General features: G+C 46.7%; 16 protein-coding genes. 12 read left to right on the top strand and 4 right to left on the bottom strand.

Going from position 1 to position 18,284, the window contains the following annotated elements; genetic code table 11:
* Positions 1–328: 328 nt before the first annotated feature.
* Positions 329–856, top strand: a complete 528-nt coding sequence (locus ACOCLE_RS03600) for a redoxin domain-containing protein (protein WP_419535542.1) — start codon at positions 329–331, stop codon at positions 854–856.
* On the opposite strand, the gene tnpC is transcribed toward ACOCLE_RS03600, so the two are convergent.
* Positions 857–2,362 carry an IS66 family transposase gene (gene tnpC, locus ACOCLE_RS03605; RefSeq protein WP_419532963.1) on the bottom strand — a complete coding sequence of 502 codons (1,506 nt, stop codon included), beginning with the start codon at positions 2,360–2,362 and terminating at the stop codon, positions 857–859. It lies immediately after the preceding gene.
* 158 nt (positions 2,363–2,520) lie between these two features.
* Here tnpC and ACOCLE_RS03610 point away from each other — a divergent pair, with 158 nt between their 5' ends.
* The 5 genes from ACOCLE_RS03610 to aceK all read left to right on the top strand — a co-directional run bounded on the left by ACOCLE_RS03610 (position 2,521) and on the right by aceK (position 7,947).
* Positions 2,521–3,411 carry an IS982 family transposase gene (locus ACOCLE_RS03610; protein ID WP_419533099.1) on the top strand — a complete coding sequence of 297 codons (891 nt, stop codon included), beginning with the start codon at positions 2,521–2,523 and terminating at the stop codon, positions 3,409–3,411.
* Positions 3,412–3,761: 350 nt separating this feature from the next.
* Positions 3,762–4,043, top strand: a complete 282-nt coding sequence (locus ACOCLE_RS03615; RefSeq protein ID WP_419535543.1) for a hypothetical protein — start codon at positions 3,762–3,764, stop codon at positions 4,041–4,043.
* A gap of 93 nt (positions 4,044–4,136) precedes the next feature.
* The gene (locus tag ACOCLE_RS03620; RefSeq protein ID WP_419535544.1) at positions 4,137–5,042 is read left to right on the top strand and encodes a hypothetical protein; all 906 of its coding nucleotides are present in this window, start codon (positions 4,137–4,139) and stop codon (positions 5,040–5,042) included.
* A complete protein-coding gene (locus tag ACOCLE_RS03625) occupies positions 5,023–5,964 on the top strand; it encodes a 1-aminocyclopropane-1-carboxylate deaminase/D-cysteine desulfhydrase (RefSeq protein WP_419535545.1) in 942 nt (313 codons plus the stop codon). The genes ACOCLE_RS03620 and ACOCLE_RS03625 overlap by 20 nt, the downstream gene beginning before the upstream one ends.
* Positions 5,965–6,153: 189 nt before the next feature.
* Positions 6,154–7,947 (top strand): bifunctional isocitrate dehydrogenase kinase/phosphatase, encoded by a 1,794-nt coding sequence (aceK, locus tag ACOCLE_RS03630; protein ID WP_419535546.1) that lies wholly within the window; start codon positions 6,154–6,156, stop codon positions 7,945–7,947.
* 19 nt (positions 7,948–7,966) lie between these two features.
* Here aceK and ACOCLE_RS03635 read toward each other — a convergent pair whose 3' ends face one another.
* From ACOCLE_RS03635 to ACOCLE_RS03645, 3 genes are all read right to left on the bottom strand, one after another.
* A complete protein-coding gene (locus tag ACOCLE_RS03635; protein WP_419535547.1) occupies positions 7,967–8,539 on the bottom strand; it encodes a PhnA domain-containing protein in 573 nt (190 codons plus the stop codon).
* A gap of 101 nt (positions 8,540–8,640) precedes the next feature.
* On the bottom strand, positions 8,641–9,366 hold the full coding sequence (locus ACOCLE_RS03640; protein ID WP_419535548.1) for a hypothetical protein: 726 nt from the start codon (positions 9,364–9,366) through the stop codon (positions 8,641–8,643).
* Between the two features lie 191 nt (positions 9,367–9,557).
* Entirely contained in the window at positions 9,558–10,574 is a 1,017-nt protein-coding gene (locus ACOCLE_RS03645) for a DUF1853 family protein (RefSeq protein ID WP_419535549.1), read from the bottom strand.
* A gap of 46 nt (positions 10,575–10,620) precedes the next feature.
* Between ACOCLE_RS03645 and ACOCLE_RS03650 the strand changes: the two genes are divergently transcribed.
* The 6 genes from ACOCLE_RS03650 to ACOCLE_RS03675 all read left to right on the top strand — a co-directional run bounded on the left by ACOCLE_RS03650 (position 10,621) and on the right by ACOCLE_RS03675 (position 18,254).
* On the top strand, positions 10,621–11,520 hold the full coding sequence (locus ACOCLE_RS03650; RefSeq protein ID WP_419535550.1) for an NAD(+) kinase: 900 nt from the start codon (positions 10,621–10,623) through the stop codon (positions 11,518–11,520).
* 224 nt (positions 11,521–11,744) lie between these two features.
* A complete protein-coding gene (locus ACOCLE_RS03655; RefSeq protein WP_419535551.1) occupies positions 11,745–12,611 on the top strand; it encodes a rhomboid family intramembrane serine protease in 867 nt (288 codons plus the stop codon).
* A 15-nt stretch (positions 12,612–12,626) separates the two neighbouring features.
* Positions 12,627–12,896 carry a YeaC family protein gene (locus ACOCLE_RS03660; protein WP_419535552.1) on the top strand — a complete coding sequence of 90 codons (270 nt, stop codon included), beginning with the start codon at positions 12,627–12,629 and terminating at the stop codon, positions 12,894–12,896.
* A gap of 311 nt (positions 12,897–13,207) precedes the next feature.
* The gene (locus ACOCLE_RS03665) at positions 13,208–14,053 is read left to right on the top strand and encodes a DUF2797 domain-containing protein (protein ID WP_419535553.1); all 846 of its coding nucleotides are present in this window, start codon (positions 13,208–13,210) and stop codon (positions 14,051–14,053) included.
* Positions 14,054–14,109: 56 nt separating this feature from the next.
* A complete protein-coding gene (gene pepN, locus ACOCLE_RS03670) occupies positions 14,110–16,764 on the top strand; it encodes an aminopeptidase N (protein ID WP_419535554.1) in 2,655 nt (884 codons plus the stop codon).
* 365 nt (positions 16,765–17,129) lie between these two features.
* A complete protein-coding gene (locus ACOCLE_RS03675; protein WP_419535555.1) occupies positions 17,130–18,254 on the top strand; it encodes a WD40/YVTN/BNR-like repeat-containing protein in 1,125 nt (374 codons plus the stop codon).
* Positions 18,255–18,284 lie beyond the last annotated feature (30 nt).

The raw sequence follows: 18,284 nt of genomic DNA on the forward strand, positions 1-18,284 counted from the left end.
TCGGTCTCTGATAGCTTTCAAGAGAGAGAGGATTCGCCTTCATGGAAACCCCATTTTTGATGATGTTACGTTGAGTATAATTTCATTGGACAAGTTTAGTTGGTAATTTTTAATTGACAGGGCGTTCACTGTTGCAATTTACTGCTTGTCAGTCGTTAGCAATGATTTATTGCCTCTTGGTATTCCATTAGTTTTTTTTAAATACGAAAGCATATAACAAAAACCACCGTCTAATACTAATCTCAGTGTGCTGATGTCTCAGTGTTTGAGAGTCAGGCGGATTAATTCCATTTGAAAAATAGCTGAATGAACACTAGCCCTAAGGTAAATGTTAATGAAAAGTTTTTTTAAGCCATTTAATGACAGCAAAGAACTTGTCAGTAAAAAATACCAGCTATCAATTATAGCGGGAGCTATTCTCTTGGGTTTGTCGCAATACCCATCTGCAGCAACACTTAGCATCGGTGATACAGCGCCTAATTTCCAGGCGGAACTTTCATCATCAGGGGATGGGGAGCGTGTTGATTTCTATCAATGGGTAGAAAATGAGGGTGGTAAGTTCACCGTTCTGTTTTCCCATCCTCAAGATTTTACCCCAGTATGTGCAACCGAACTTGCAGAAGTTCAGAAATTGGTGAGTGGCTTTAAGAAAAAAGGGGTAAACGTTATTGGTCTTAGCCCTAACTCTGTTGAACAGCATCGGCTTTGGATGGAGGATGTTGCTCTTTTGGCCGGTACAAAACAAGTCGATTTTCCTGTAATTGCGGATACTGAACTTGAAGTAGCAAAAAAATATGGCATGTTGCCTGAGGATACTGAGGGAAGGATAGAGCGAAGTGCGAAAGATAATTTGTAACTATTCAGCACCCAGCAAAGGCGTATTGTTGTAATTTCGAACCGCTTTAAGAAGCGCCTGAAATATGTTCAACCCCTGCTTTTTAGCAGATGATAAATAGCTTCGGATTCGGGTAAACATGGTACCTCCGTCTTCGCTTCTGAAGCAGCCTGAGATCTTCTGCTTAAGTTTGGCCATCCTGGCATCACGTTCACTGCCATTGTTATCGAAGGGAATTGAAAAGTCCGACATGAAGCGCAACGTTTCAACCTTAAACTCAATAAGCCTTTTGAACAGGTTGTAGGCCTTGGTATTCCTGACCTTCTTACGTCCAAGCACCTGTCGTTGTTTTTCCATATAAGCGGTTTCCTTCGTGAGAGCCCTTTGAAGGATTTGGTCGTATATCGTCTCAATGCGAAGCTGTATTGCACCAGGCATTTGAGTCAGACCGGCTGCTTTGTATTTCTTGCAGAAGTGCCAGGAGAGCGTAAGCAATTTCATCAGCCGCAGAGCCAGCTTATTCGCATCCCTATCGACAACTCCCTGAAGCTCTCTCAGATGATGGGCATTACAAAGCACATGCACTGCCGCATAGGCAAAGTAGGACTTCCAATGATCGTGAACCAGAATGCCTGCAAAAGTCAGCAGGATGCCCATTGCATCCATTGCTTCACAACCTCGCCTTTCTGAGAGGTAGTAAAGCGTCCATTGGTCATCTCGCATAATGTGTAACCACCACAGTGAACCGTCAACCCGCATGCCAGTTTCATCCGCTCCTGCAACCGGACTTTCTTGTAAAGCATCGCGGATACTCTGCTCAGTAGAGGCCAGGTTCTCATGGGTATAGGCAACAAAATTGGCAACAGAGCCTGCGCTGACACTCATGCAATAAATAGTATTGAAATACTCAGACACCCGGTGATATGGGATGAAGTGATACTGGTTTAAATGAACAGCCATTGCCTGAGTCACTTCTCCGTATTGAGCAGCGGCTTTCACTCCTTGGGGAAACTCAGCGGTGTTCCGTTTACCACAAGGACATACTTTAACGTCTGCCCAGTACGCGGTAACTTCAAATTCTCCGGGTCTACCTGGATCAAAAACCTGTCGCTCAATGTATTTGGTGGGTTTAATATCGATAAGCGAAGACTGGCAACAGCAACATTTTTCAACCTTCAGATGCCTGACATAATCGGGTAAGGCGACACGTCTCAAACAAGAGCCTTGATGACCTTTCTGGCCACCTGGTTTATTGCCTGAAGATGGTCTAAGGCTTTTGGGGTTCGGTGTTTCCTGTGAGGAGCAGGGGGCTTCTTTGGAAGATGTATCACCTTTATCACTCCCTTTTTTACTGGGCTTTTGATAACCATCTGACGATGGTGGCTTACTACTGTTTTGACTGTTTTTATTAACCCTTTCTTCCAGTTCGCTGCAACGTTCCCGTAAAAGCGCATTCTCGGTCCGAAGCTCTTCATTCTCTTTAAGGAGAGCTTCGGTAAACGGAGTAGCTGGGAAGTCTGGTTCCATACTGGAGATTTGTTAGAAAAATTGAGTATAAGATGATGGTCGAAAAATCAGAAAATTCCAGATTTACGCCATGTGCGACTTTTAGGTTTGCATAAGGAGACATGACTGATCCTGCTTTCTGCTATTAAAAGCAGTAGAAAGCAAAGAAGGTTTCAGTCATGCCCGTTGAAGAGTTTATCACTACAGTCTACTGCTTGATCGACGATTTGGTAAAAGAGCTTTTTCCTGTACCACTGCGACTTCGAGGGTTTCCACCAAAGCTCACTGATAGTGAAGCGATCACCATGGAAGTTGTCGGTGAATGGCTTGGGCATCATAAGGACACTGAGATTTGGAAGTATTTTACCCGACACTGGCGACACCTGTTTCCTGACATTCCTTCACGCTCGGCATTTGTCAAACAGGCCGCCAACTTATGGCATGTGAAACAACGACTGCAAATTCGTATAGTCCAGATGATGCATGCAGATAATGCAGATATCCATTTAATCGATGGTTTTCCGATTGATGTTGTCGTCAGAACCCGTGCACCACAGAGCCGTATCTTTAAAGCTGAGGCTGGTTATGGTTACTGCGCTTCCAAGGACAAGAAGTTCTATGGCTTTCAGGGGCATTTGCTGGTTGAAGCACGAGGGATTCCTGTGGGTTTTACTCTGACCGCAGCGAACGTAGATGAGCGTGATGCAGCCTATGACATGCTCGAGACCATTTCTGGCCTCTTGCTTGGCGATAAGGGCTATATAAGGCCTGAGTTTAAAGCTGATTGTCAGGAATTAGGTATTGATCTTCAGACGCCACTGAGAAAAAACATGCAAGATGAACGTCCGAAGTCGTTTGTAAAGCTGGTATTACGGGTACGACGGAGAATAGAAACAGTGATAGGTCAATTGACAGAGCGCTTTGAAATAGAAAAGTGCCATTGTCGAGATAGATGGCATATGACATCACGTATCGCTCGGAAGTTACTGGCACATAATATTGGTTCTTATCTGAATATAATTGCTGGTCGTCCTGCAATACAGTTTGAGAACCTTATTTCCGAAGATTAAAAAACGGAAAGCAAATAATTGCGTGATTTTGAAGATACAACTTGGACTTACCATCATGCTAGCCCGGATATTTCATAAACGTGCTCCCGTTCTCGCTTGTCCTTTGCCGCCCTAAGGGAGTTTTGCTCGGTCGACCGTACTCCCCGGTACGGCACTCCCTCACAAAATCCCTTAGGGCGACAAAGTCCTGCCCGAGATTCGGGGCAGTTTATGAAATATCCGGGCTAGTAATTTGAGATAGTTTCAGACAAAGTCGCACATCGCGTAGATTTATATGAAGGGTGCTGAATAGTTACGATAATTTTACGGTTCGTACCGTTTTTGTTTTGGATAATTCCAGTAAAAAAATAATGGCTTCCTATTCATACCCAATGTTTATTGGCCGCAATTTTGATGAACTGAATCGGTTGTTGGACGGTCTTTTGACCGTTTCTGCTCACAATAACCAGGTGGCTATCCCAGCCAATGGAAAATTGGGTGATGACTTGGTACTTGATCCAAAGGTGAAGACTGAACAGGGAGAGCAGAATTTTGGCCCTGTGAAAACGGTGGAGCTTCCTTCACGAAACTCTGGTTATCCTGATTACCTGAGGTTTGTTGCCTTCCCTCAGGAAGGTGCCGAAGCAGAGTAACGATTAGTTATAGCAATCATTTCTGATATTTTCTCTTTTTTTCTTTCAGCGCCTTCAGTAAATTTTGAGAATAACCGCTGAAGGCGTGTCCTTATGTCTGATTCTGTAAAAAACAAGGTTTCTACCAGTGCTCTGGCCCGTTCGCTGGAGCTTCATGTTGGAGAGCTATTCCGAAAAATGGAGCAGGCGGGGTGGATTGAGCGTATTAATGACAATTGGGAGTTAACCCGTAAGGGCCATGAGGAGGGGGGGGAGTATAAAACACACGTTAAATATGGCACTTACATTGTCTGGCCGGAGATTGTGAGGGTTGGCAAAGAAACAGCTTCATCAGCTATGAGTACTGAAGGAAACCTGACGGCTACGGGTCTTGCCCAGCACGCTGGTGTTTCTGCCCGACAGGTTAATTTAATGTTTGCCGAGTTAGGTTGGATTAAACATGATGAGTCCGGCTGGAAGGTGACTTCGGCAGGTATTCGTTCTGGTGGTGAGCAAAGAGAAAAGGCTGGAAGCGGTAGTTGTTGGGTATGCTGGCCTGTTGCTGTACTTGACCAGCCTGTAGTGCGTTCTTCGTTGAAAGAGATCAGAGCAGACCTGACCCATGCTATCGGTCTGGATTTAGAGGCAGATGATCCCATCAATCATTACCGAGCTGAATTTCCTGCCAAACTTCGTTGTGCAGATGGTCATCTGGTGAGGTCTAAAACCGAGCTACTGATCGACAACTGGCTCTATCTGGTTGGCATTGCCCATGCTTATGAGCGTCGTCTGCCCATAGAAGAGAGTATCTATGGTGAGTTTTACCTGCCCGCAGGCAATGTTTATATAGAGTACTTAGGGCATTCCGGAGAAAACCAATACCACCAGTCGAAGCTGGAAAAACTGAAACTTTATCAAAAGTATGAGCTTGATGTGATTACCCTGGACGATATTCAGGTAAAACAACTGGATGTATTTCTTCCCAGGCGGTTATTGAAATATGGCATTCGAATCTATTGATGCATTAAATAAACCTGTTCCGGTTCAGTCCGTCCGTACTGAGTGGTTACGTGAAGCAGGCGTATTCCTTGATATTCTCCGTCTGGATGAACTTGATCCTGAGATCAGTGGCAATAAGTGGTACAAATTAAAGCACAATCTGATTGCTGCAAAAGAGCAGGGTAAGTCTGTGATTCTCAGCTTTGGTGGAGCCTGGTCCAACCATATTCATGCCCTGGCGGCGGCTGGCCACCGTTTTGGCATGCCAACCATTGGCATTATCAGGGGAGAACCAGGCGAATCACTTTCTGCAACGCTGAGCGATGTCACCAACTGGGGGATGAAAATACACTATTTGTCCAGAAGTGATTATCGCCGAAAAAATGAAGCCTCCTTTCTCGACCAACTTATATCTCAACTAGGCTTGTCTGCTCGGGACGTGCATGTTGTACCTGAAGGGGGGAGCAACTCTCTTGGTGTTCAAGGTTGTCAGGAAATCCTTAGAGCAGGAGGAATTACGTCGGGAAGTTATGATGAGGTCTGGCTGGCCTGTGGAACGGGCGCCACTCTAGCGGGAGTGGCACTGACTGCTTCGGAAGAAATGCCAGGTACACATATAAAAGGCGTTGCTGTCCTCAGGGGGGGAGGTTTTCTACGCAGTGCAGTAGATGAAAACACGATACAACCATTGGACAACTGGACACTGTTGACGGATTATCATCATGGCGGGTACGCTCGTACTACAAATGAGTTGCTGTCGTTTATAAAATCGTTTGAGATGGAAACATCAATTCCTTTGGATCCGGTATATACCGGTAAGGTGATGTTTGCCATACGACACTCGCTTGCAGTAAACCAGGGAAATGATCTGCCTCGTAAGGTCAGACGCCTGCTAATGGTTCATACCGGTGGGCTTCAGGGACGACGAGGAATAAAAATATAAAATTGAGTTAATATGAAGCCAATATCAGAGTTGCTGGTGATGATAGTTTTTGCCAGTATCTGATATTCAGAGCCGCCGAGATTAAAGAAGTGCAGCATGGTTAAAGCGTGCCGCTCAAGCCTTAAATCCAGTTGACCTTAAACGAAGGGTTTTCTGCACTTCTTACAGTAAAACAACAATGGTGCAGTAATGAATACTTCCATAGCCCGACAGATTGCCAGAATCATTCTTGAAGGGTTTAGTGACTATCGAACGCGCTTTACTGACATCACCCTGGGTGCAAGGGATCGTTTTCTAAAGGCGGATTGGAGTGCTGCGCAAAATGCTGCTTCTGACCGGATCAATCTTTACCATGTTGCTGTTACCGAGGTGATGACAACACTGGCATCTCAGATCGATGCTTCATATTTACGGAGCAGCACCTGTTGGCAGGATGTTCATGATGCTTATCTGGATTTGGTCTCTTACCGAACCGATCCTGAACTGGCCGAAACCTTTTATAACTCAATCTACCGGAAGGTGTTCAAGGGAGAAGCGGTAAACCCACGTCATTGCTTTATCCAGTCTGAATTTGATGGCTTTAAGGTTCAGAGTGCCAGAGGGATTTATCGATCCTATTCCTTTAACGACAATAGCCAGGAGCAGGGTCTGGTGAGTCTGGTTGGTCAGATACTGGATGATTTTCAATTTGAACTGCCCTGGGAATACCGCCGCAGAGATATCCGCAATATCATCCATGCGCTGCAAAAGACTCAGCCATCATGGATCAGACGTAAGAATGTTCGCGTGGATGTTTTGAAGTGGGTCTTTTATCGAAATAAGGCCGCTTATCTGGTAGGTAGGCTGGTGGCTGGGGATGATTTGCAGCCCTTTGTACTGGCAGTATTGAATAATGAGCAGGGCAAGCTCTATGTGGATGCTTTGCTTTGTGAAAATGACTGTGTCAGTGTCCTGTTCAGTTTTACTCGGTCATATTTTTTAGTGGATGCCCGAATTCCCTCCGAGTGTATTGAGTTTCTGCACACTCTGATACCTGAGAAAAATCGTGCGGAGCTTTATAACTCCATTGGTTTCTTTAAGCACGGTAAAAGCGTCTTCTATCGAGATTTTCTTAAGCATTTGCAACACTCTTCTGATCAGTTTGTGGTGGCACCGGGGGTGAAGGGAATGGTGATGTCCGTATTCACACTTCCTTCTCTGGATATGGTGTTTAAAGTCATTAAAGATCACTTTGCCCCTCCCAAAGATATCAGTAAGGCCATGGTCAAGGATCGTTATTACCTGGTGAAAACCCATGACCGGGTAGGGCGGATGGCCGATACACAGGAGTACTCCAACTTGATTTTGCCTCGCTTTCGATTCAGTGAGGAATTATTGGAAGAGTTGCAGCAGGTTGCACCCTCTACTGTCATTGTCTACGACGATAAGGTGTTGATTCGCCACCTGTATACGGAACGGCGAATGATGCCCATGAATATTTATGTAGAGCAGCTGGTTGAAGATGGTAATGATCAGGCATTGGAAGCGGTTCTTGATGAGTATGGCCGGGCAATAAAGCAGCTGGCGGCTGCCAATATCTTTCCAGGCGATATGCTGCTAAAGAACTTTGGCGTGACTCGCCACGGTCGTGTGGTCTTTTATGATTATGATGAGATTATTTATCTGACCGAGTGTAATTTCCGTGACATACCGGAGGCCCTCTATCCAGAACAGGAAATGGCTGCTGAGCCCTGGTACTCTGTTTCTCCTGGCGATGTTTTTCCAGAAGAGTTTCCTGTTTTTCTGTTTCCGGATTTGTCAATTCGTAAACGTTTTTTCCGCCTTCATGGTGATCTTTTTACAGCCAGTTACTGGAGGGGAGTTCAGCAGCAGATTAACCAGGGACGGGTTATGGATGTATTGCCATACAGTCCTTCGCTGCAATTGAAAAAGCTATTGGCTAAAAAGCCCATAAACCGCAAAGAGGAAGAGCCTGTTGTATAACAGGCTCTTCTCCCGGCGCTCAGGCTTTTTTCAGGTATTTGGTCAACAGAACAATTCGGACGCCATTGACACGCCCTTCGATCTGCTCAGGGTTACCAGTCAAGGAGATATTTCTTACAGCGGTGCCACGCTTAGCAGTAAACCCGGCACCTTTGACGGGAAGATCCTTGATCAGGGTCACCGTATCGCCAGCGCTCAATACGCTGCCATTGCTATCCAGTGTTGGCGCTTCTGACTCCTCACTGCTCAACCCGGACTCAGCCCACTGACGGGTTTCCTCATCCAGATACATCATATCCAGCAGGTCCTGGGCCCAACCTTCGGGTGACAGGCGGTTTAGAAGACGAAATGCCATGACCTGAACGGCGGGAACCTGACTCCACATGCTGTCATTCAGGCAACGCCAGTGATTAGCATCCATCGTATTGGACTGGTTAATCTGCCCAAGGCAGTTGTCACAAACGAGAACGCATTGGTCCGGTTTTGAAGTGTCGCTCTCAGGAGGAACAGGGTAAACACTCAGGTCATCTTTTGAACTGCAGAGTTCACATTGAGCGCCACTGCGCTCCATTAATGTTTGTTCGGTAGTCATAGGAGGGAGTTTCTGACTAAATAGAAAGGAAGCGTAGTATGCCTGTAATTTCTGTAACCTCCAATTGGATATTCTACGCAGTGCAAATGAGTTAAACAGCTCTAGCCCTTTTTCTGATACAGGTCAACGGCTTCGATTTCATCGTCGAAGTCTTCACTGAGAGCCCTGAGAATAAATGATTGACAGCTATCGAATTCTTCCAATTCGTCAATTAGGCCTGGAACATCTGATAATGCAAAGCAGTGCCCGGTTTGCTCAGTCTGAAGGATAAATGTCTGCGTATAATCTTTCTCTTCTTTAGTGTCGATACCTTCGGTAAAATAATACGCGATCAGGTATCGACCTGGAGAGCTTATCTGCGTGGTAAACGTTTCTAGTAAGCTGCTTTCCATTTCTGGCTCTGTTATTAAGGATGAAAAATTTAATGAGTAGCCATCAGCCAGCTGTTCAGCCTTATGTAAGTGACTGCTTAAATCCAGGGTGATTAACTGCTCTTCTTCATCATCGAATACTTTTTTCGCGCAATGATATCTAATCTTACTGATCCATTCGGAGTGATCTGGTTGTAGCCTTTCTGAGGAAGTTTCTTCATGGAGGAGAGAGCTCTTTGGGATCGGAGCTTGTTTTAGGTGATAATTTTCAAAAGTTTTTAAGTCGGGGAGTGTGCTTCTAATACAGTTCTCTTTAGGCGTTTTGGGTGGTTTAACTATCACAGGCTGTAATATCTGTATTGTCTTTGCAGTAGTTGGTGTAAGCCTGTAATTCGTTACTTCTGAGTGATAACCTCCACCGCTACAATAAAGAGAAGTCGCAAGTAGGTGATTCATGACAGCCCTTCTTGTTTTACTACTTCTATACCCGTAAGACTTTTAATTGATGAATAAGTTTCGTAGCACATTGCTTTTTTATTTCACAACCGTGGTTGTATATTGCAGTAATATTATTATTAATAATTACTCTGGTTTTTTAACTTATTTTCAGATATTCGCAAAGTTAGCCTCAAAAGAATGCTTTCAATTCACAGTAATTCTTGAGTCACTTTTATAGCGTGACCTGTCCAGTCATCAGGTACAATAAATACATTCAAACCTCTTTCCAGTTCATTATGAATGGCTCTTATATAGAGAGGTCGTTTTTGTTGTGTGAGCTGGGGTATCAATTCATCATGATTAAGACGTTTGCCGTAAGGCTCCCTGTTCAACCACTGTATCTTATGAGGAATCTGGTAGTTCATCTTATTGGTCAATCGCGTGCTCAACAGGAACTGGCTTTGTGTCAGCCAGTACCCCTTCAGGTGTTCTGGATTACTGAGTTCAGGTGGCTGGCATAAACGATGAACGTGGTTTTGCGTTTTTGACTCTGTGTCAGATTCGATGACGTCTGTCAGTTGAACTGCTTGTGATTCTTCAGCGTTCATTGGGTAAAGAGGATAGAAAAGCCTGCCCTGTATCAGAGTCTCTTTCTGTACAGGCTGTTCAATACCCAGCTTTAATAAGGATTCTTGTCCTTCATTGGTATCACTCAATAGGGCTTGATGATGGAGTAGACGATCCATTTTTCGGTCAAGTCGGTCCTTAAGCCCGGGGCCTACCCAGTTTCGCCATGGAGCCCCATTGGCATTGCCAGTTTCGTCAGGAATGCCCAGATAAAATTTAACGGCCAGCTCCCTATGTATGAACTGGTTTCTCAGCTGGTAGATAAGATCATATTCACCCAGTGTGGCAGACTGGCTATTTCTCTCGCCTTTTACCTGCAGGTTAGAGGCTATGACCTGACTGTCAGGAAGCTGGCTCAAGAGGAACTGCCAGAGCGTTTCGTAGAAAATGCCCAGCAGGGGATTACCTTTCCTGTTAACCAGACTGGCCAGAAGCTCCAGTTGCTTTCTTTCAGGCATAACCGGGGTTATTCCTGTGGGCAGGGGAGAGTCCAGAAAAAGAGGGCTGGCCGACCGATTAAATAATGGAGGGCTGTTTTGTACCCACTCTACTGCCTGGTGTAGAGTATGATGTATGCTTTGGTGTAAAAATCCGTTCATGACTAACGTATACTAACTCACATTCTAAGGCGACATCACTGAGTTTATGGAACACTTCAAAATTGTCGGAGTAACCGGCCGCCAGGGGCGTATTCAGGTGGAGGATACTCTAAGGCATCTGGCAGACTTTCTGCAGAAGCGGGGGGTGACCGTACTTCTGGATGAACAGCTGGACAGTCTGCTGCCAGGTCACTCCTTTACCATGATCAGTCGTGAGCAAATGGGTCAGCAGTGTGACCTGGTGATCGTCGTGGGTGGTGATGGGAGCATGCTGGGTGCTGCCCGAACACTGGCGCTTTATGATATCCCTGTGATCGGTATTAATCGCGGTCGTCTTGGATTTCTGACCGATATCTCTCCGGATGAGCTGGATGACCAGCTGGCAGAAGTGCTGGAGGGACGTTATCTGGCCGAGAGCCGGTTTCTTCTTGAAGCCCGTGTCCGCCGTAAAGGTAAGATTATTGGCCAGGGGGACGCATTGAATGATGTGGTTCTGCATCCCGGTAAGTCGACCCGAATTATTGAGTTCGAACTTTATATCGATGGGCAGTTTGTCTATAAGCAGCGGGCGGATGGATTGATTATCGCTACGCCAACCGGTTCAACAGCCTATGCACTTTCTGGTGGCGGTCCGATTATGCATCCCCGACTGGATGCCATTGTTTTGGTGCCCATGTACCCCCATATGTTAACCAACCGTCCTCTGGTAGTGGATGGGGACAGTGAGTTGAAACTGGTCATTCGCCATGAAAACACCATATATCCGCAGATCAGCTGTGATGGGCAGATTCATATCACCTCTGCACCCGGTGATGAGATTACTATCCATAAAAAGTCCCAGCGTCTGAAGCTTCTGCATCCACTAAACCATAACTTTTATGAGTCCTGCCGTTCCAAGTTACGTTGGAACTATCAGGAAGAGCGCTGTTTATTTCAGGAAGGCTAAACGGGAATAGCTCCCTTATCGAGGATGGTAGAAAATTGAGGATATAAGCTCCGTTTTGTGAGGTGAGTAGTAGTTCTATTTACTGAACAAAATGGGTCTTTTAGACCAATTTACTGACACCGCACGACTGTATGGACGCAGGAGTTAGAGCAACGCAGGAGCAGTTGCCGTGCAGGGTATCTATTCTAGGCTGGCCTCCCTTATTAAGGACTTTATTACACGTTATGCATAGGGCATTGGAACTCCCCGGAGACATCGACCTGAGCAACCTTTCCTACTTTCTGTATGCTCAGGGTATCCCCCACAAGGTAACAGAAGAATCAGGAAAACAGGTGGTCTGGACTGAGAATGAGGAAAAGTCCCGTATTGTGATCAGCCTTTACCAGCAATGGCAGTCCGGTGATTTGAAATTGCAGGCCGCTCCTCCCAGAAGGGGGGTGAACGCGGGTGGTTTTCTACAAAGTATTCCCTGGCAGAGAATGCCAGTCACCTTTCTGTTTATGGTGGCCTGTATTGTTGTAGCGTTGATCACCCGTGCTGGTGCCAACTGGTATGCAACGGCCTGGTTCTCATTCATTCCTTTCGAGGTGGCCAATGGTTATCTCTACTTTGGCAGTTTGAGTATGGGGCTTGATCAGGGACAGTACTGGCGCTTGATCAGTCCGGTCTTTCTTCACTTTGGCCTGACGCATCTGGCGTTCAATATGCTAGCGCTTTATATTTTTGGCAGTCGACTGGAGGTTCGTCAGGGCGGTGTTCATTTACTGGCCATCATTGTGTTTACTGCTGTGATTTCCAATTTTGCCCAGTATTTCTGGGGTGGGGATGACACTATATTTGGTGGTTTTTCCGGTGTTGTGTATGGCCTGATGGGGTATTGCATGACGCGGGAAAAGGTTGACCGAAATTGGCGTTTTGGACTCCCGCCTATTTACTACGGCTTTATGCTGGTCTGGCTGGTTGTTGGCTATACCGGGGTTCTGGGCAGTATTGGCTTTGGTAATATGGCCAATGCGGCGCATACCGGAGGTCTTGCTGCAGGGTGTGTGCTGGGTGCCATTGCTGGTTTGCTGTTTAAAGAAAAAGATTGAAAAGGATTCAATACAATGCAGTTAGATGCTTTTCTGAAAAAAATGACACCCGCCATTCATCAGTCCTTAAAACTGGCTCTTGAACTGGGTAAGTGGCCTGATGGTCGTGTGATGACTCAGGATGAACGGGATGCCAGTCTGCAGGCGGTCATTGCTTATGAGTATGAAAACCTGCCGGAATCAGAACGCGTAGGTTATATGCCAGCCAAATGCAAATCAGACAGCAAGGCTTCCATCGACGATGTGTCTGCTGAAGAAGCCACCATCCTTCGTTTCAAAAACTGAAGATTTACTAGGAGGCTGGCCGAGAATAGACTGCTCTGCACGGCAACTGCTCCTGCGTTGCTCTAGCTCCTGCGTCCATGCAGTCGTGCGGAGCCAGAAAATTAGTCTGAAAGTTCGCTTTTGTTCGTTAAATAGCTCGCTATTCGCCTCACAAAACCAAATTTTCATCCTCAATTTTCTGACTTCCTCGCTACGGGCGCTATTCTCGGTCAGCCTCCTGGGTCGCTTTGTCAGGCAATGACAGGGCGGCTCTTACTTTACATAAGAGTACAACTGTGTCCGAAAGTACAATCACCGGATCGCTCAGTAAAATGCATTCAGACCTTCTGACAGGTGCTGAAGAGAGCAGCAAGAGCCAGGTTACTTACCAACTGCCCATTGGCGATCAATTGCTGCCATTGAATGACCTGCTTGGGCGCAAGCTGTCCATGCAGTACCACGGTGAAATTCATTGCTGCCACTGTGGTCGAAAAACCAAGAAGAGTTTTAACCAGGGGTTCTGCTACCCGTGTTTTAAAAAGCTACCCCAGTGTGACAGCTGCATCATGAGCCCGGAAAAGTGCCATTATGATCAAGGCACCTGTCGTGATGCAGCCTGGGGAGAAACTTTCTGTATGACGGATCATGTCGTTTATCTGGCTAATTCCTCTGGCCTGAAAGTGGGTATTACCCGGGCAACCCAGATCCCAACCCGCTGGATCGACCAGGGTGCCACTCAGGCTATGCCGTTTATTCGAGTGGCTACCCGTCAGCAATCTGGGCTGCTGGAAACCATTTTCAAGGAATTTATTAATGATCGGACCAACTGGCGAGCTATGCTGAAGGGACCGGCTGATCCTCTGGATCTTCAGGCTACCGCTCAAGAGTTACTGGAAATGAACGGTAGCCGGGTTTCTGCACTGCAGGAGCAGTTTGGAATTCAGGCGATACAGCCATTGGCCGGTGTAAAGTCTGAAGAAACAGACAAGTCTGCCGTACTTAATATTGATTACCCCGTGATTGAATACCCTGTCAAAGTGACATCCCGATCCTTTGACAAGGAATCATTGATTGAAGGTACATTGCTGGGGATTAAGGGACAGTACCTGATTTTGGATAATGGTGTGGTCAATATCCGCAAGCATACCGCCTATCAGGTGAGCGTGGCTGTTAATTAACCAACTGTCGATGAATCACAGAACCGAAGCTGTTCGCTTGTGAAATAAATAGTGGGATGAACAAGATGAAAGACTCGCAACCAAAAGCGATTTACCTGAAAGATTATCAGGCACCTGACTACTGGATTGATCAAACGAACCTGACTTTTGATCTTTATGAAGATCATACGATGGTTACTTCGGTTCTGAGTATTTATCGTAACCTTGATAACAAGTCAGGCAAACAGGGTGAAGATAACCTTCCTGAGCTGGTGTTGGTAGGGGATGACCTTGAACTGGTTTCTGTTGAGATCGATGACAAGCCATTTTCAGACTTCAAGGTAGAGGGTGGCTTTCTCAAGATTATGTCGCCCAACGAGAGTTTCACTCTCAAGACCGTTTGCCGCATCAAACCACAGGAAAATACATCCCTGGAAGGGCTGTATAAATCCAATGGCATGTTCTGTACCCAGTGCGAGGCAGAAGGTTTCCGTAAGATTACCTACTATCTGGATCGTCCAGATGTGATGTCCCGGTTCACCACCCGAATTACGGCAGACAAAACCGCCTATCCGGTACTCCTTTCGAATGGTAATGACATTGAGCGTGGAGAACTGGACGATGGCAGGCACTACGTTACCTGGGAAGACCCGTTCAAAAAGCCAAGTTATCTCTTTGCCCTGGTCGCCGGTGATTTGCAGTATGTAGAAGACCATTTTACGACCATGAGTGGTCGTGAGGTGACGCTGCGGCTCTTTACAGAAGCGCATAATATTGACCAGTGTGATCATGCAATGATCTCTCTGAAGAAATCCATGAAGTGGGATGAAGAGGTCTATGGTCGCGAATACGATCTGGATATTTTCATGATCGTGGCCGTTGATCACTTCAATATGGGAGCCATGGAAAACAAGGGGCTGAATATCTTCAATTCAGCCTGTGTTCTGGCCAGTCCGGACACCGCAACGGATGCACGGTTCCAGCGGGTTGAAGCGATTGTTGCTCACGAATACTTCCACAACTGGTCCGGTAATCGTGTGACCTGTCGCGACTGGTTTCAGCTCAGTCTTAAGGAGGGTTTTACGGTTTTCCGGGATTCTGAATTTTCAGCCGACATGAACTCCCGGGGGGTAAAACGGATTGAGGATGTTAACGTTCTCCGTACCGCCCAGTTTGCCGAAGATGCCGGGCCAATGGCTCATCCGGTAAGACCTGAGTCGTTCATTGAGATTTCCAATTTCTATACAGTCACCGTTTATGAAAAAGGGGCTGAAGTAGTGCGGATGATTCATGGCATTCTTGGCCCAGAGGATTTCCGTAAGGGATCTGACCTCTATTTTGAACGTCATGATGGCCAGGCCGTGACCTGTGAAGATTTTGTCAAAGCCATGGAAGATGCCTCTGGTCGAGACCTTGGCCAGTTCCGACGCTGGTACAGTCAGGCGGGGACACCGGTGCTGACGGTCAGCGATGAGTACGATGAAGAGAAAAAACAGTACCAGCTGATTATCGAGCAATCCTGTCCTTCAACACCAGGGCAGAAGGAAAAACTTCCGTTCCATATTCCAGTTCGTATCGGGATTCTGGATGGTGAGGGAGATGACCTGTCTCTCAATAAAGCCGGAGATACCGATCTGGTACTGGATGTAACACAGGAGAAAGAGGTATTCACTTTTGACCATATAGAAGAGCGTCCACTGCCTTCTATATTGAGAGGATTCTCTGCGCCAGTTCGGGTCAAGTATGACTATTCCCGTGATGATCTCCTGTTCCTGATGGAAAATGACAGCGATCACTTCAACCGTTGGGATGCCAGTCAGCGCCTGGCCAGTGGTGTTATTGATGAAATGGTTGCCGCCATGGAGCAGGGAAAGGAGTGCAGTCCTGATGCAAGCCTGATCAAGGCGTTTGGTACGATTATCAGTGATGAATCTCTGGATCTGGCTGTGAAAGCTGAAATGTTGTCATTGCCATCGGAAGCATCTCTTGCTGAACAGGCTGTAGAGGTCTATCCGCAATATATTCATCAGGCAAGGCTTCAGGTTAAACGGGCTATCTCAGAGGCTAATAAGCCAGCACTGGAGGCTTTGTGGCGATCACTGAGTGTCGATAAACCCTATCGTCCTGAGGCTGAAGATATTGCTGAGCGCACGCTGAAAAATATCAGTCTTTCCTATCTGACCAGTCTTGATGATAAAGGCATGCTGGCACTGGCGGAGCAGCAGTATCATGGCGCATCGAATATGACGGATCGCTTTGCTGCGCTTGCCAGTATTGTCAATGCCGGCTGTCAGGACAAAGAGCTGATTGAGGAAGTGCTGACTGATTTCTTTGAGCGTTATCAGGATGACACCAATGTTATGGACCAATGGCTGTCGGTACAGGCCTCCAGTCCATCACTGGGAACTCTGGAGCATATTCTGACACTGATGCAGCATGAGATCTTTGATGCAACCAGCCCTAATAAGCTGCGCTCTGTTCTGGGTGGTTTTGCCGGGAATATGAAGCAGTTTCACCGTGTGGATGGTCTGGGATATGAGTTCCTGACTGACCAGTTGCTGGATCTTGATAAGAAGAACCCGCAGATTGCTTCACGGTTGATGACTCCGTTAACCCGCTGGCGTAAATTTGAGCCTGGTTGCCGTGAACGGATGCGCAAGGCACTGGAGAGAATTAAAGCAACTCCGGGCCTGTCTTCTGATGTTTATGAAGTGGTCACTAAAAGCCTCTGATTCCTCTCTTTTTAAGCAGGCTTCTTGAATAAGGAGCCTGCTCGTTCCTGGTCAGCACTCTTTATTAATTGCAGGACTTGAACAGGCTAACCTGTCCTGTAAGTATTGGATCTTGAACTAACGAGTGAAAATATTTTCGCAATAGTCCCTTTGGATGAGAATTTTATTTGCTCTATTCGGTAAAGTTGGTCGCTATATTGATGCTCTGCCATGCACTGAACACAAAATAACAAAGCGGGCAGGAGATCTTTTTGTAAACAATCGTTTCATTTGTCACACCCATAGCTGGATGTGCTTCGCTGTTAAATAATGTTTGTTTATAATCGTCGCACTAAAAACAAGAATATTAAGACAAGGGGAGTCGTATGCCTGTTGCCTCTGGTTTCATTAGGGGGAGTCACCGCAGGGGTGGTTCAGTCGGTCTGGACACTCTTGAACAAAGTGGTATAAAGGCTGAGCCTGCAAAGTTCTCCCGCCTGTCTTCGGCGCTTCATGCTGTGCTGGGTGCCGTACTCTCTTTCGCAATCCTTTCAACCCCTCAGGTACACGCTTCGTCACCAGAGGCGGGTCTTGATCGCCCGGCAGTTAAATCCCAGAAAGCGGCTAACAGTCTATTGTTGGATGTTACAAGAACCGACGGTGCTGTCAGGCTGGTTTCCGTTGGTGAGCGCGGTCACATTGTCTATTCCGATGATCATGGGGTCAGTTGGCAGCAGGCCAGTGTACCCACAATGCAAATGCTGACGGCGGTCCACTTTCCCTCAGAAATGATTGGGTATGCTGTCGGGCATGATGCCATTGTTCTGAAGACAGAAGATGGTGGTGAAACCTGGCAGCAGATATATGTTGATCGTGAAGCAACCGTTCCTCTTCTTGATGTGTGGTTTAAGGACAGCCTTCACGGCTTTGCCGTGGGTGCGTACGGTTACATCATTGAAACGGTCGACGGTGGTCAGAGCTGGGACTTTATCGATGATCGCATCGCCAATGATGATGAGTTTCACTACAACGCCATTAACGACGATGGTCAGGGTAATCTCTTTCTTGCCGGAGAGGCTGGTATTCTCTTCCGCTCTTCTGACGCTGGTCAGTCCTGGGTAACCCTGAGCAGCCCTTATGAAGGTTCCTGGTTTGGTCTGAGTGGTGATAATGGTCGAGTTCTGGTTCATGGATTAAGGGGAAATATTTATCAGAGTGTTGACCTGGGGGAAACCTGGCAACCGCTGAGCTCTGGTACCGATCAAACGCTCTTTGGTTCAGCAAAGCTGTTTGATGGCAGTATTGCGCTGGTTGGCAATTCCGGAGCGGTGCTGACGGGGTCCGGCTATGGAGCGGGGCTGGCTTCAGGTGTGAAAAGTGATCTGTCGGTTTCACACAGACCTGATCGGATGACACTGAGTGCTCTGGCACCCAGTAGTGATGGGTTCATTGTCGTTGTTGGCCAGGGTGGCGCCTACCGGATGACCCTGGAAGGCAATGTGTTGGAGTAGAAGCGGGTACAGTACTGTTTCATCTTGTAT

It is taken from the genome of Endozoicomonas sp., from assembly GCF_965196975.1.
Taxonomy (GTDB): domain Bacteria; phylum Pseudomonadota; class Gammaproteobacteria; order Pseudomonadales; family Endozoicomonadaceae; genus Endozoicomonas.

Coding starts and splice junctions, on each gene's coding strand:
- ACOCLE_RS03600 (WP_419535542.1), top strand. CDS start 329: ATGTTAATGAAAAGTTTTTTTAAGCCATTTAATGACAGCAAAGAACTT.
- tnpC (WP_419532963.1), bottom strand. CDS start 2,362: ATGGAACCAGACTTCCCAGCTACTCCGTTTACCGAAGCTCTCCTTAAA.
- ACOCLE_RS03610 (WP_419533099.1), top strand. CDS start 2,521: ATGCCCGTTGAAGAGTTTATCACTACAGTCTACTGCTTGATCGACGAT.
- ACOCLE_RS03615 (WP_419535543.1), top strand. CDS start 3,762: ATGGCTTCCTATTCATACCCAATGTTTATTGGCCGCAATTTTGATGAA.
- ACOCLE_RS03620 (WP_419535544.1), top strand. CDS start 4,137: ATGTCTGATTCTGTAAAAAACAAGGTTTCTACCAGTGCTCTGGCCCGT.
- ACOCLE_RS03625 (WP_419535545.1), top strand. CDS start 5,023: ATGGCATTCGAATCTATTGATGCATTAAATAAACCTGTTCCGGTTCAG.
- aceK (WP_419535546.1), top strand. CDS start 6,154: ATGAATACTTCCATAGCCCGACAGATTGCCAGAATCATTCTTGAAGGG.
- ACOCLE_RS03635 (WP_419535547.1), bottom strand. CDS start 8,539: ATGACTACCGAACAAACATTAATGGAGCGCAGTGGCGCTCAATGTGAA.
- ACOCLE_RS03640 (WP_419535548.1), bottom strand. CDS start 9,366: ATGAATCACCTACTTGCGACTTCTCTTTATTGTAGCGGTGGAGGTTAT.
- ACOCLE_RS03645 (WP_419535549.1), bottom strand. CDS start 10,574: ATGAACGGATTTTTACACCAAAGCATACATCATACTCTACACCAGGCA.
- ACOCLE_RS03650 (WP_419535550.1), top strand. CDS start 10,621: ATGGAACACTTCAAAATTGTCGGAGTAACCGGCCGCCAGGGGCGTATT.
- ACOCLE_RS03655 (WP_419535551.1), top strand. CDS start 11,745: ATGCATAGGGCATTGGAACTCCCCGGAGACATCGACCTGAGCAACCTT.
- ACOCLE_RS03660 (WP_419535552.1), top strand. CDS start 12,627: ATGCAGTTAGATGCTTTTCTGAAAAAAATGACACCCGCCATTCATCAG.
- ACOCLE_RS03665 (WP_419535553.1), top strand. CDS start 13,208: ATGCATTCAGACCTTCTGACAGGTGCTGAAGAGAGCAGCAAGAGCCAG.
- pepN (WP_419535554.1), top strand. CDS start 14,110: ATGAACAAGATGAAAGACTCGCAACCAAAAGCGATTTACCTGAAAGAT.
- ACOCLE_RS03675 (WP_419535555.1), top strand. CDS start 17,130: ATGCCTGTTGCCTCTGGTTTCATTAGGGGGAGTCACCGCAGGGGTGGT.